Consider the following 14,100-nt stretch of genomic DNA (forward strand, 5'->3'; position numbering starts at 1 on the left):
GCTAAACATGAATAGTTATCTGATTATTTAACCCTGATCAATTGTTTTAAAAATGAAACGCAAACTTATTTTCACTGCTTTATTAGCAGGCAGTTCTTTAACAATATTCGCGCAGCAAAATGCGAAGCCGGAGGATACCGAGATCTGGTCGCCGGTGCCGGCTGTAGTTACCCCTGGTAAAACTCTGGGAGATGCACCTTCTGATGCCATCATTTTGTTTGATGGCAAAAACCTCGACGAATGGGTAGCCACCAACGATAGTACATCAAACCATAAATGGAAAGTTGATAATAAAATTATTACGGTAGATAAAACCGCAGGCGATATCCAAACCAAACGTAAATTCATGGATTTTCAGTTGCATATCGAATATCGCATCCCATCAAACATAACCGGCAGCGGACAAGCACGCGGTAACAGCGGCATTTTCCTGGCAGCCCTGCCATGGGGAGCCGGTGGTTATGAGTTGCAGGTGCTTGATAACTATAATAATAAAACCTATGTGAACGGGCAGGTGGGCAGTTTATATAAACAAGCCATCCCCTTGGCAAACGCTTGCCGCAAACCCGGCGAGTGGCAAACTTATGATGTGATCTGGACAGCTCCCCGTTTTAATGAGGATGGTTCGTTAAAATCGGCCGCCCGCGCTACCGTAATTCACAATGGTGTGCTGGTTCAAAACAATACCTCATTAATAGGAGATACCCCTTACATTGGTAAGCCTGAATACCGTAAACATGGTGCTGCTCCCATAAAGCTGCAGGCGCACGGTGATAAAAGTGAACCGATCAGTTATCGTAATGTTTGGGTAAGAGAGTTGTAAAAAAAACGTCGTTGCGAGGAACGAAGCAATCGCAAACTGTACAGAGAGACTTGTATAGCTGCTTTGCTAATAGGGGATTGCTTCGTTCCTCGCAATGACGGTTTTAATAAATTGATGCCGTTTTTAAGGCGATCATCTTGCGCTCGTTTATAACGAGCGCTTAATATGGTTCGGCGATTGTATCGCCATTGCGTTATAAACGCAAACCCACGTTACGCACTCGTTGAAAACGAGCGCGAGATATTAAGGGCATTTAAAATCTTAACTCACTGCCTTCTTCCCTTCAATATTAGGCAATAAGCCGGTGAAGATACCTATCAGCGGCAAGTACGCGCAAACCTTAAATACATAGTTGATACTGGTCATATCAGCAACTTTACCCAATATAGCCGATCCTAAACCGCCCATACCAAAAGCCAGGCCGAAGAATAAGCCCGCTATTAAACCTACCTTTCCTGGTACAAGTTCGGTAGCGTAAACTAAAATTGCCGAAAATGCCGATGAAAGGATTAGGCCGATAAACACAGATAAAACGCCCGTCCAAAATAGCGATACGTAGGGCAGGAGCATGGTAAAGGGCGCTACACCCAATATCGAAATCCAGATGATGTATTTACGGCCAAAACGATCACCTAACGGCCCGCCGAAAAGCGTTCCCGCAGCTACTGATCCTAAAAACATAAACAGATAAATTTGTGATTGCTGAATGCTTAAATGGAACTTATTGATCAGGAAGAAAGTATAATAGCTGGTGATGCTGGCCAGGTAAAAATATTTGGAGAATATAAGCACCAGCAAAATGCCCAGGGAGAATATCACCCTTCTTTTGGAGATGTTCAACTGAACGGTTTCTTTAGCATTTTTGTTTTTTGCATTAAAACTGAGGCGTTCGGCATACCATTTAGCTATGCGGAGCAATACCAAAATTCCGGCGAAGGCGATAAGGCAAAACCAGATCACGTTTGATTGTCCGTAAGGGATCACGATAAGAGCTGCAAGCAGCGGTCCAATTGCGCTGCCGGCATTACCACCCAGCTGAAAAATAGATTGAGCCAGTCCTTTTTTTCCTCCCGATGCTAAATGTGCCACCCGGGATGACTCCGGGTGAAATATGGATGAGCCAATACCAATAAGACTTACGGCCATCAGCATAATAGAAAAGTTGCCGGCAAAAGAGGCAAGCATCAGTCCGGATAGAGTGAAACCCATGCCAATTGCCAATGAATATGGTTTGGGTTTTTTATCGGTATAAAGGCCTACAAATGGCTGCAAAATAGAAGCGGTAATTTGATAGGTGAAGGTGATTAGCCCTATTTGAGTAAAATTAAGACTAAACCGTTGTTTGATAAGCGGGTATATGGACGGTATAACCGATTGCAGCATATCATTGATAAAGTGTGCAAGGCTTATTGTAAACAAAATTGAATACACTGTTTGCTGAACCAATTTTTTAGGTTCGGGGATAATAGTTGTTGGCGATGTAGATTCCATTAGCGACAGATTAAATTATAAAACATTATATCATCAGATGAATTTGATGAAATTTTTTAATATTGATGAATTTCGATAACGGTATTCCAGGCCTGTTTCGAATCGCAATCGAGAATGTTTTTCAGGAGCTTTTCGTGCAGGTGCTGAGTTTCGATAAAAATGCGCGTATCAGGGTGGATTTCAGTGAACCAGTTTTTTAAATGTACGGCTGCCGTTTTATATAGATCGCTCAGGATCTCGTTTTTTGATGCTTCGGCAATAGCGATGTGAAATTTAACATCAGCGTCAATACACTCTTCCAATAGCCCGGCTTCGGCAGTTCTGTTTCGGGTTTCTAAATGGCTTTTCATGTTAAAAATATCTTTTTGCGAGCGGTTTATAGCAGCTTTCTCGGCTATTTTCATCTCCAGTAACTGTCTCACTTCGTCAAGGTCCTGTGACCGGGCGCGTTTAATACGGGCTTCCATTGGCTCCGGATTAACAGTACTGCGCTCTACAAAAGTACCCGCACCCTGCTGGATCCTAAGCAGGCCTGATTGTACCAGGCTTTTTGTTGCTTCGCGAATGCTTGAGCGGCCAACACCAAACTCGGTCATAAGCTCCGGTTCGGTTGGTAGTTTATCATTTATTTGATACCTTCCTCCGGCAATCTGCTCCTTCAGTTTCTCAGCAATCTCTTCAGCCAGCGACCTTTTAATAATTTTACTCATTTGTGTAAATCATCAGATGAATTACAAAGGTATAGGTTTGTTTGAGAAATAAAAGTTATTTTGGGGGCAAAATCTATTTTTAAAAAATAGTGCCAATTATTAGCCTGTGTTTTCTAAAGCATTAATATATATTTAAATTTAGCTTAACATTAGTGCCGTTACTTTGATGCCATAAAAATACCCCTTGTGAAACAATATTCGGATGCACAACTTCTACTTGAACTGCAGGGCGGTAACGATGGTGCATTCCAGGAAATTTATGAGCGTTATGCGGATAGGTTGATTGCCTTCGCGTTAAAGAAAACCCAAAACGAGGATGAAGCGATGGATATGGTACAGGAGCTGTTCCTCTCCATATGGAAAAATCGTAATACTATCCAGGTAAATGGAGCGCTTGAAGCCTACCTCATGGTTTCTGTTAACTACATGAGCTATAAGTGGTACAAAAAGCAAAGCATCAAACCACGGCCATTAGATGATGTTTCCGAAATACAGGAAACTTATGAACACAGCACCGATCAAAAACTTTCCCTTGCCGAATTGCACTTTTTGATAGACCAGGAAATAGCGGATATGCCCGAAAAAATGCGCCAGGTGTACCTGTGCAGCCGTGAGCAGGACATGACCGGCCCGCAGATTGCCGAGTTTTTAGGCTTATCGCACCAAACCGTACGCAACCAAATCAGTAATGCTTTAAGCAGGCTGAAGAAATCTGTTCAGAAGTATTACGATGTCATCCCCTTTGATAATTATAGCAGATTTTTGCTGTTGATAATTTTTTTCAAAAAGTTATAGTACACTCCTCCGTCTCAGGTCACTTATCAGGTATAAAGCCCCTGTTAGGTGAATCAAAGAGAAATAAAAAAACTACTCAATAAGTTTAACGCCGGTAAATGCACCGACGAGGAATTGCAGCTTTTACAACAACTGATGCATAACCTTGACACGGATGCCAAAACCGGCGACAATGTTAAAGCCCTTAAGCAACCGCTTTGGGAGCGGATAGAAAAACAAACCATAGAAAGAGGTAAAATCCGCAGGCTAAATACCACCTGGTTGAAAGTTGCCGCTGCTGTTTTGGTAGCTGTATGTGCCGGACTGTTCTACTCAAAATTAGCCACCCACAAAAATGAGCAAATTGCTTACCAGGTAATCACCGCTCCTAAAGGCTGCATGAAACAGGTAATGCTGCCAGATAGCTCAACTGTTCAGTTAAACGCGGGTACATCATTAAAATTCCCGGTTAGCTTTGGCGATTCAAAAAGAGAAGTAACGCTGATAAATGGAGAAGCCTTTTTTGATGTGAAGCATGATATTAAAAGGCCCTTTATGGTGCACACCGCTAAGGTTACTACTCAGGTGCTTGGTACATCGTTCAATATCAAATTTTATAAAGAGCTGCCCGACCTGCAGGTTTATGTGAACAGCGGCAAGGTTGAGGTGCATGATCAGCGTCATACATTGGGTTTTTATACACCGAGGCAGCAGCTAACCTATAATAAACAGCATGAAAGCTTTACACACCAGGAACTAATGGCCGATCATTCCCTAAGCTGGATGCATGAGGAGTTGATACTGGATAATGCGTCATTTAAGGAGATCACCGTTTACCTGCAAAACCGCTACAGCGTGAATTTTAAATACAATGAAAAACGGCTGGCGCAGCAGCACTACTCGGTAAGGTTTTCAAATAAGTTGAATATCAGGCAGGTGCTGGATATACTTCAGTTTATTGATGGCCGAAAGTATAAGTTAAACGGAGATACGGTAAATATTAAATAGCAATATAAAAGGAAAACCAATGCCTGCTCCAACAGGCACTGGCTCAATTAAGTGTAGCTGCCAAAACTAAAAGCCAACAGGCAGTTACTAATCACTTTAAAAACAAATGTATGGAAAAATCTTTAACCCGGATTTCAAGAAGATTAATCTCAGCAATTTTGTTGCTGGTAACAACCCTGACGGCAGTATTGCCCTCACGCGCCTTCGCCGAGCGTAGTGTATCGCTGATGGATCAGCCGGTAACCGTAAAGTTTGCCGATGAAACCATGGACGCCTCGCTCGAGAAACTCAAAAAAGCGGTAAATACCGTTGCATTTAACTACAAGATGGATGATGTGGCCGTGGTAAAAGTAAAGGCAAGTTCATTTGTTAACAAGCCATTAAAAGATGTGCTTAACGCTTTAACTGCCAATACGCAATTGGAGTACCGCGAAAAGTACGGCACTATTATCATCTCGCACAAAAAGGTGGTACGTGCACCCGAAAAAATTACGGTGACCGGAACAGTGACCGATAAAGACGGTCCGCTGGCCGGCGTGGCTGTACGCAGCAAAACTTCAACTGCCGCTACCTCAACCGATGTTAATGGTAATTTTAAAATTACTGTTGAAAAGGGCGAGGTGCTGGTTTTTAGCTTTATCGGCTACAAAAGCCGCGAAGTTACTGCCGGTCAATCGCCGCTTAGCATTACTTTGGAGGCCGACGTTACGGGTTTAAACGCCGTAGTAGTGGTAGGTTACGGTACTCAAAAAAATACCGATGTAACCGGTTCGGTAGGTTCGTTAAAAGTTAGTAATGTTAAAGATCGTTCGGTAGGTTCGGTGACCGAAATGCTGCAGGGACAAATTGCAGGTGTTACCGTACTAAACGAAGGTGGCGATCCAACTTCGGGCCCAAGCATCAGGCTACGCGGTCAAAGCTCTTTTAATACTGAAGGCCCGCTGATTGTGGTTGATGGAACCGTTTATAATGGTGGCCCTATTGACCCGGCCGATATCGAATCAATTGACGTATTGAAAGATTCATACGCCGCCATCTACGGTGCCAAAGCTGCCGGTGGCGTAATACTGATCACAACCAAACGCGGTAAACAAGGCAAAACCAATTTAGATATTACCGCAAAAGGCGGCGTACAAAACGCCTTGAAAATATTACAGGCCTTAAACGCTGCTGATTATGCCGATGCGATCAACACAGCTTATGATAATGCAGGCAAAAAGCGTTTGCCGGCCTTTGATGCTACTGTAAATCCCGATTCGCGCATCACACGTACTAACTGGACTGACGCCTTGTTTAGGACAGGCTACATACAGGATTATAACCTGAATATCAGCGGCGGCAGCGAAAAATCTACTTTTTATATTTCGGGCGGTTATCGAAAAAACAACGCAATTCTTTTAAATACCAATGCTATCCGTTATAACTTTCGCGTAAACTCTGATCACCAAATCAACAACTGGTTAAAAATTGGTGAAAGTATGTCATACTCTTACAATAACGGCCAGGGCGCTAACACAACAAGCGCTTATACCGGTGCTATTTTATCAGCTATATTTTATCCGCCAAACGCTTCTATTTACAATGCCGATGGTAGTTTTGGCGGTGTGCCGGCTGACTACGCGGGTTCTTACGGCGACGTAATTAACCCGGTTGCTTACCTGAAACGTTTAGATAACAGTGATGGTGTAAGCAGCTTCAACGTTAACCCTTATGTTGAAATAAACCTGATCAAAGGCTTAAAATTCCGCTCAAATTTAGGTATTACCAAAAACTCAGAAACTATCAAAAACTTCAGCACAAGGATATTGGAGCCGGGTAAAAAGTTTTTTGACAACTTCCTGTTCCAGGAGCAGAACAACTCGCGTACCATTCTCGCCGAACAAACTTTAAACTTCGACAGAACATTTGGCGAAAAACATCACATATCGGCATTGGCAGGTTACACTTATCAGGATGATATGAACGAGTTTGTCAGCGTAAATACTGATAATTATCAGAGCGAAGATCCAGCGGTTCGTTATATCATTAATGGCACACTTAATCCTACAGGTTTGCCATTACAGGGAGCAAAATCTGAGCAGGGTTTAATTTCTTACATTGGAAGGGTAGGATACGATTTTGAAGGAAAATATTTTATTAATGGGATATTTCGTCGTGACGCTACTTCAAGCATCGCAGCGCAGCACAGAGTTGAAAACTACCCGGGGGTTTCCGGTGGTTGGATAGTTAGCAAAGAAGATTTTTTCCCTAAAGACGGCTTAGTGTCTTTTGCCAAAATAAGGGCAAGTTACGGTCAATCAGGTAACCTTGCAGGGCTTAATACCTACTTCCCTACTTCGGTTAGTGTGTCAAAAACATCCGGATATCTCGGAAACCCAGCTACAGGAGTTACCGGTGCAGCTGTTGATGGTTTAGCTAATCTTGATCTCATTTGGGAAAAAGCAGCACAAACCAACGTTGGTGTTGATTTAGGCCTGATGAACGGCAAGCTGAATGTTACAGCTGATGCATTTGTAAAAACAAATACTCGTTTTATATTTCATCCACCGGTTGCAGCTGTTTATGGTGTATCAAACCCGCCGTATGTTAATGGTGGAAAGATCCAGAATAAAGGTATTGAGCTATCTATCAAATATCAGGGTAACGTGGGCGAACTTCATTACAATTTCATTGCCAATGGTTCATACATCAAAAATAAAATTGATGACATTTTACCTGGCCAACAAACAATTCTTGCCGACCCAAGCGTAAGGGGCAGCCTGGTGCCTGTTTGGTTGAAGCAAGGTTACGCGATGTATTCTTTCTTTGGTTACAAAACTGCGGGTTTATTCCAATCGCAGGATGAAGTGAATAACTACAAAGGTCCAACCGGAGCGCTTATTCAGCCAAATGCGAAACCTGGCGATATTAAGTTCGTGGATACGGACCATGATGGTAAAATAACCGAAGCAGATAAAACGTACATGGGTACACCGTTTCCTAAAGTTAGTTATGGTTTTACAGCCAACTTTAATTACGGCCCGTTTGATATGAGTGTGTTTTTGCAGGGTGTAGCAGGTAATAAATTGTTCAATGCAGTTAAATACACCGGCCTTAATGCATCTATTCAAAACTATAACCTGCTGGCTGATGCAAAAAATGCCTGGACACCAAGCCATACCAACACTAATATTCCACGTCTGTCGGCAAGTGATGCAAATGGCAATTTTGGCAACGTATCTGACTTTTATGTAGAGAACGGTTCATACATGCGTATTAAAAATGTAACCCTGGGTTATACCTTACCAAAAACACTATTGACTAAAATTGGTGTACGTAGTGCCCGAATTTTCGCTAATGCGCAAAACCTGGCCACATTTACCAAATACACAGGTCTTGACCCGGAAGTTGGTATCAACCAAAATGGTGTTGATTTAGGCTTGTATCCACAATCAAGGATCATTTTAGTAGGTGTTAACGTAGGTTTATAAAAAATCAGGAACCATAATTAAGGAGATACAGAGATGAAATTTAAAAATATAATTAGCAAAGGCTTAATGGGTGTAATGATTATTGCACTGGCCCAAAGCTGTAAAAAAGGTACTTTAGATAATATTAAACCAGCAGGTTCGCCAACTACCGCCAACTTCTGGAAAACTGCTGATGATGCCCAGGCAGCGGCCAATGGTTTGTATGAAAAACAAAGTAACAGCGAAGACCTTTATGGCCGCGGTTTCTTTTGGTTCATTAATGCCAGCGATGACATGGTTGTTGGCCGTACATCTGCCGACAGGGAAAATATCAAAAACTTTATCTGTACCGGTAACGAGAGTAGTATTTACGCGCCATGGCAGTTGCACTTTGTTGTGATGAAACGTGCTAATGACGTGATCAACAACGTGCCGAACATCAACATGGATGCAGCTACCAAAAACTTTATTTTGGGCCAGGCTTACTTTATTCATGCTGTAATGCACCTGGAAATTGCCGATCTATACGGATCAGACAAACAAGGCGCTCCTTTGCAAAATCGCGCTAATCCATTAGCGTTCCCGGTGCAATTGCCCTCAGTTAAAGATAACTACGCTTATATTGAGGCTGATTTGAAAAAGGCGGCTTCTTTACTGCCTTACTTTGATAAGCTTGCTGCTGCCGATAAAGGCCGCGCTCATAAAACTGCTGCTTATGCTTATTTGGCTAAAACTTACCTGCATGCTAAGGATTACGCTAACGCCGAAAAATATGCCGACTCGGTTATCCTCAGCGGAAAACATGCTTTGCTAAGTAACTATGCGGATGTATTTAAGATCGCTAATAACTACAGCTCTGAGTATATCTGGTCGGTAGCAAGTAACCTGAATGGTCAAAGCATTTTACCGGGCGCTATGTTAGAGAACAAAGGCTGGGGTTTATATAATGGTTTTGGTTACTATCAGCCAACTAAAGAGCTTGTTGACGAGTTTGAGGCCGGCGATAAAAGGCTTCCGGCTACTATCCTGCAAAAAGGCGATAGCTTCCAGTATTTCGGTCAAACTTATACTTACCCAATTGGTGGTAAAAGCAACAGCTTAACCGGCTACCAGTTTAATAAATATATGGAGCCATTTAGCTATGCAGGCGGCATTCACGTAAGTCCTAACGGCGATGAGCCTTCTACAGATTTAAACGTACCATTGTTGCGTTATGCCGAGATCCTGCTGATTAAAGCCGAAGCGCAGATCATGCAGGGCAAAAACGGTGATGCCGCGCTTAACCAGGTGCGTGTACGTGCAGGATTGCCCCCGATTACTAATGCCACAATGGCAAACCTCAAACACGAACGTCGTGTTGAATTGGCAGGTGAGTGGAGTGATCGTAACTTTGACCTGGTACGCTGGGGCGATGCACAGGCAATTTACGCAAAACCGTTACACGGTTCGGATGGCTCAATTGTATGGAAAGCTCGTAACTTTGACCCGGCAAGGGATAACGTTTGGCCAATTCCGCCAAAAGATATCCAGATAAGCCAGGGCCAGCTGAAACAGAATGCCGGCTGGTAATTGACATATTGAAACTTACAAAACCGGGCTCAGCCCGGTTTTGCTATATCTACACCAAATGAAAAAAAGTACTACCCTAATTACGCTGGCGACGCTGCTGGCAAACGTTGGTTTAACGGCCAATGCGCAGGTTAAAAACTACACCGTAGCCGACGCACACTCCCACAATGATTACAAAAACAACATTCCTTTTTACAGGGCTTATGAAAAAGGTTTCGGTTCTATCGAGGCCGACTGTTATGCCGTTAACGGGCAGTTGATGGTGGCTCACGATAAAAAGGAGATTGACGCTAAGCGGTCGTTAAAGATCTTGTACATCGATCCGCTGATTGAAAAATTTAAACGCGACCCACAGCGCCATTTAAGGCTGCTTATCGAAATTAAGGAAGATCATAAGGCGGTATTGCCCTTGGTGATCAAAGAACTGAAACCGTTAGAACAGTATTTTAATTATGAAGGTCACCCGGGACGGCTATCTATAGTTATGACAGGAGCAGTACCCCCTGCGGCAGAGATGACCAATTATCCGGCCTGGATCTCGTTTGATGTTGACCATATGAACGGTTTTACACCAGCGCAATGGAAAAAGATTGGCATGGTAAGTTTTCCGTTTGGCAAATACTTGCACTGGAACGGTAAAGGTGTATTGAATAACGAAGAGATCGCGAGGATAAAAGCGGGGATAGATAGCGTACATAACTCCGGTAAAAAGGTCCGTTTTTGGGAAACTCCCGACACTAAAAGCAGCTGGCTGGCGCTGATCCGTTTAGGTGTTGATGTAATTGGCACCGATAAAATAGAAGAGCTTGGCGATTTTCTGAACAAGAAGCCCGCAAGCGAATATACCGCGCCGCAGCCGTATGCTATTTATAAGCCAACTTATAAATCAGATGGCGCGGTTAAGAAAGTAAAAAATATCATTTTGTGTATCGGCGATGGCATGGGTTTATCGCAGATCTATTCCACCTACACTGCTAACCGCGGACAATTGAATATTTTCCAGATGCTGAACATTGGCTTTTCAGTAACTAATTCTGCCGATGCTTATATCACTGACTCTGCAGCTGGAGCTACTGCTTTTGCATCGGGCCAAAAAACTAACGACAGGGCAGTAGGTGTTGATCCGTCAGGCAAACCATTAAAATCATTAGCGGATTACAGTGCGGAAGCAGGTAAAAAGACTGCTGATATTGTGGCTTGTGAATTGACAGATGCTACCCCGGCGGCATTCTATGCGCATGATTCGGAACGGAGCCACTCTACGGCCATTGCCAATCAAATTACTTCATCGCCTATTGATATTTTTCTGGGTTCGGGCTATAAAGATTTTATCTGGCCGGTAAATGGTGAAAGCCCTGTTGATAAAATGAAGAAGAGGGGTTACACGGTTATCCGCAATTTTGATGAGTTTTTGAATAGTTCGGCGCCTAAAATCCTGGGTTTGATGGATGATAGCGTAACCCGCCCGAAAATGGAAGGCAGGGGGAGTTATCTGCCGCTGGCATTTAATAAAGTAACCCAAACGTTCAAAAATGCTCCCAAAGGTTTCTTTATGATGATTGAGGGCTCGCAGATAGACCATGGCGGCCATGCAAATAACCTGAAACAAGTAATAACCGAAAATAGCGACTTCGATCGTGTAGTTGGCGACGCCCTGAAGTTTGCTGATGAAGATGGCGAAACCCTGGTAATTGTAACCGCCGATCATGAAACAGGCGGCTTAACCCTGCTTGATGGCAGTATCAACAACGGTTATGTATGGGGCGATTTTAGCACCAACGATCATACCGGTACCCCTGTTCCGGTATTTAGCTACGGCCCGCATTCCCTGGATTTCAGAGGGGTTTATAGTAATACCGAGATCTTTAACAAGATTAAGTCGTTGTTGCAGTAGCTGCAGTAGCTTAACTGAGCTTTTAAAGCCTAACGAAGCCCTTAAAACTTCGTTAGGCTAATGCTGTTTTGATGAGATTTATAGCTTAATTGAAAGATACAATAAAGCAGCAATGGAAGCCCCAACCAATGGGCCGATAATCGGGATCCATGCATAAGCCCAATCGCTGGTTCCTTTGCCTTTTATCGGTAGCAGCATATGCATAAAGCGTGGGCCAAGGTCACGGGCTGGGTTGATAGCATAGCCTGTAGTGCCACCTAATGACAGGCCTATCACCCAAACCAGTAATGCTACAGGGATGGCACCTATTGAACCCAGGCCAATTGGCGTTTTAGCAGGAGTAATTTCAGCACCTGCTATGTAAAAGATGGTAAACAACAATACAAATGCGCCAATCACTTCGCTGGCAATGTTTGAAACGTAATTACGTACAGCAGGCCCCGTACAAAATACGGCCAGTATCGAGGCCTGATCATTTGTGCGTTTAAAATGATCATAATACATTACCCAAACTAAAAATGCACCGATACAAGCGCCCGCAAATTGGGCAATAATGTAGGGCACAACGTTTGCCCAGGCAAACTTACCCGCAATAGCGAGTGCTATGGTTACGGCAGGATTAAGGTGCGCACCGCTATAAGGCCCTGCAACAACTACCCCTACAAAAACAGCTAATCCCCAGGCAGTGGTAATTACTATCCATCCGCTGTTATTTCCCTTAGTATCTTTTAAAACTACGTTGGCCACTACACCATCACCTAATAATATCAAGAGCATGGTGCCTATCAGTTCGGCTACAAATGGAGACATGTTAAAATATTTTAAAGATGGATATTAAATAACTGTTACAGGATGCCCGGAATTTGACCAGCATTGAGCAGTGCTTACCGCACGTTTCCAACCCGCAATGCCCGATTTTACTTCATCAAGATCGTCAGCCGGAGTAAATTCCGCTTCGGCGGCCCACAAGTGCTGAATTTCGGCTATATCTTTCCAATAGCCTACAGCCAGCCCGGCCATATAGGCTACACCAAGTGCTGTAGTTTCGGTAACTTCGGGCCGGATCACTTTGCAGTTTAATACGTCTGACTGAAACTGCATCAGCAGGTTATTGGCAGTCGCCCCGCCATCCACACGCAGTTCTTTTATCTCCATGCCTGCATCAGCCTCCATAGCTTTAAGCACATCCATGGTTTGGTAGGCTATTGATGCCAGTGCGGCTCTTGAAATATGGGCGGCAGTAGCGCCGCGGGTTAGGCCAACAATAGCGCCGCGAACTTCCGGGTCCCAGTAGGGGGCGCCCAGGCCTGCAAAAGCAGGCACAAAATAAACACCCGCGGTATCTTTTACTGATGTGGCCAGCTTTTCAACATCAGCGGATGTTTTGATAATGCCCAGGCCATCGCGCAGCCATTGTACTACCGCACCGCCTATAAAAATGCTGCCTTCAAAAGCGTAGGTGATCTCCCCGTTTATTTTCCAGGCGATGGTGGTAAGCAGGTTGTTTTTTGATTTGATAAACTCATGCCCGATATTCATCAGCATAAAACAGCCGGTGCCATAGGTGTTTTTAACCATAGCTTTATCAATACACATTTGCCCGAATAAAGCCGCGTGCTGATCGCCCGCTATGCCTGCTATCGGGATCCGTTGCGCAAACAAATTATTGGCTGTTTGTCCATATAGCTCGCTTGATTGTTTTACTTCGGGCAAGATACTTTTTGGGATATTGAACAGTCGTAACAACTCCTCGTCCCATTGTTGTGTGCGGATGTTGAACAGCATTGTACGGCCGGCATTGGTTACATCGGTAGCGTGAACTTCGCTGCGGGTTAGCTGCCAGATGAGCCAGCTGTCAACCGTGCCAAAGGCCAGTTCACCGGCTTCGGCCTGTGCCCTGGCACCTTCAACATTGTCCAGGAGCCATTTTATTTTTGAGCCGGAAAAGTAAGCATCTATTACCAGGCCGGTTTTATCGCGGATCATTTCGCTATGACCGTTTTGCTTTAGTTTATCGCAAAAGGCGGCGGTACGCCTGTCCTGCCAAACAATGGCGTTATGAATTGGTTCGCCGGTTTTGCGGTTCCAAACTATGGTGGTTTCGCGCTGATTAGTTATACCTATGGCTTTAATATTGCCGCCACCCAAGCCTGCTTTTGCAATAGCTTCTGCGGCAACCCCAATCTGGCCTGCCCAAATCTCATTAGGGTCGTGTTCAACCCAGCCGGGCTTAGGAAAGTATTGCTTAAATTCTTTTTGTGCCGAAGCAATAATTTTACCTGTATGATCAAAAACTATTGCCCGCGAACTGGTAGTGCCCTGGTCGAGCGCTAAAATGTATTCCTGCATAATTTGGTTTGGTTTACCTTGGTTTATTTATTG

General features: G+C 43.9%; 10 protein-coding genes. 6 read left to right on the top strand and 4 right to left on the bottom strand.

The window, feature by feature from the left end; genetic code table 11:
* Window positions 1-52: 52 nt before the first annotated feature.
* The gene (locus FHW88_RS06140) at window positions 53-823 is read left to right on the top strand and encodes a DUF1080 domain-containing protein (RefSeq protein ID WP_176623915.1); all 771 of its coding nucleotides are present in this window, start codon (window positions 53-55) and stop codon (window positions 821-823) included.
* Between the two features lie 261 nt (window positions 824-1,084).
* Here FHW88_RS06140 and FHW88_RS06145 read toward each other — a convergent pair whose 3' ends face one another.
* On the bottom strand, window positions 1,085-2,314 hold the full coding sequence (locus tag FHW88_RS06145; RefSeq protein WP_176623917.1) for an MFS transporter: 1,230 nt from the start codon (window positions 2,312-2,314) through the stop codon (window positions 1,085-1,087).
* Window positions 2,315-2,370: 56 nt separating this feature from the next.
* On the bottom strand, window positions 2,371-3,024 hold the full coding sequence (locus tag FHW88_RS06150) for a FadR/GntR family transcriptional regulator (protein ID WP_176623919.1): 654 nt from the start codon (window positions 3,022-3,024) through the stop codon (window positions 2,371-2,373).
* 186 nt (window positions 3,025-3,210) lie between these two features.
* Here FHW88_RS06150 and FHW88_RS06155 point away from each other — a divergent pair, with 186 nt between their 5' ends.
* The 5 genes from FHW88_RS06155 to FHW88_RS06175 all read left to right on the top strand — a co-directional run bounded on the left by FHW88_RS06155 (window position 3,211) and on the right by FHW88_RS06175 (window position 11,718).
* A complete protein-coding gene (locus tag FHW88_RS06155) occupies window positions 3,211-3,819 on the top strand; it encodes an RNA polymerase sigma factor (RefSeq protein ID WP_176623921.1) in 609 nt (202 codons plus the stop codon).
* Window positions 3,820-3,867: 48 nt separating this feature from the next.
* Entirely contained in the window at window positions 3,868-4,806 is a 939-nt protein-coding gene (locus tag FHW88_RS06160; RefSeq protein ID WP_176623923.1) for a FecR family protein, read from the top strand.
* A 110-nt stretch (window positions 4,807-4,916) separates the two neighbouring features.
* Window positions 4,917-8,276 carry a TonB-dependent receptor gene (locus FHW88_RS06165; RefSeq protein ID WP_176623925.1) on the top strand — a complete coding sequence of 1,120 codons (3,360 nt, stop codon included), beginning with the start codon at window positions 4,917-4,919 and terminating at the stop codon, window positions 8,274-8,276.
* Window positions 8,277-8,309: 33 nt separating this feature from the next.
* Window positions 8,310-9,824 (top strand): RagB/SusD family nutrient uptake outer membrane protein, encoded by a 1,515-nt coding sequence (locus FHW88_RS06170; RefSeq protein ID WP_176623927.1) that lies wholly within the window; start codon window positions 8,310-8,312, stop codon window positions 9,822-9,824.
* A 58-nt stretch (window positions 9,825-9,882) separates the two neighbouring features.
* Entirely contained in the window at window positions 9,883-11,718 is a 1,836-nt protein-coding gene (locus FHW88_RS06175) for an alkaline phosphatase (RefSeq protein ID WP_176623929.1), read from the top strand.
* A gap of 78 nt (window positions 11,719-11,796) precedes the next feature.
* On the opposite strand, the gene FHW88_RS06180 is transcribed toward FHW88_RS06175, so the two are convergent.
* Both FHW88_RS06180 and glpK read right to left on the bottom strand, forming a co-directional pair.
* Window positions 11,797-12,528 carry an MIP/aquaporin family protein gene (locus FHW88_RS06180; protein WP_176623931.1) on the bottom strand — a complete coding sequence of 244 codons (732 nt, stop codon included), beginning with the start codon at window positions 12,526-12,528 and terminating at the stop codon, window positions 11,797-11,799.
* Window positions 12,529-12,552: 24 nt separating this feature from the next.
* A complete protein-coding gene (gene glpK / locus FHW88_RS06185) occupies window positions 12,553-14,067 on the bottom strand; it encodes a glycerol kinase GlpK (protein WP_176623934.1) in 1,515 nt (504 codons plus the stop codon).
* Window positions 14,068-14,100: the final 33 nt, after the last annotated feature.

The organism is Mucilaginibacter sp. SG538B (genome assembly GCF_013376065.1).
Lineage (GTDB): Bacteria > Bacteroidota > Bacteroidia > Sphingobacteriales > Sphingobacteriaceae > Mucilaginibacter > Mucilaginibacter rubeus.

Coding starts and splice junctions, on each gene's coding strand:
- FHW88_RS06175 (WP_176623929.1), top strand. CDS start 9,883: ATGAAAAAAAGTACTACCCTAATTACGCTGGCGACGCTGCTGGCAAAC.
- FHW88_RS06170 (WP_176623927.1), top strand. CDS start 8,310: ATGAAATTTAAAAATATAATTAGCAAAGGCTTAATGGGTGTAATGATT.
- FHW88_RS06165 (WP_176623925.1), top strand. CDS start 4,917: ATGGAAAAATCTTTAACCCGGATTTCAAGAAGATTAATCTCAGCAATT.
- FHW88_RS06145 (WP_176623917.1), bottom strand. CDS start 2,314: ATGGAATCTACATCGCCAACAACTATTATCCCCGAACCTAAAAAATTG.
- FHW88_RS06150 (WP_176623919.1), bottom strand. CDS start 3,024: ATGAGTAAAATTATTAAAAGGTCGCTGGCTGAAGAGATTGCTGAGAAA.
- FHW88_RS06140 (WP_176623915.1), top strand. CDS start 53: ATGAAACGCAAACTTATTTTCACTGCTTTATTAGCAGGCAGTTCTTTA.
- FHW88_RS06180 (WP_176623931.1), bottom strand. CDS start 12,528: ATGTCTCCATTTGTAGCCGAACTGATAGGCACCATGCTCTTGATATTA.
- glpK (WP_176623934.1), bottom strand. CDS start 14,067: ATGCAGGAATACATTTTAGCGCTCGACCAGGGCACTACCAGTTCGCGG.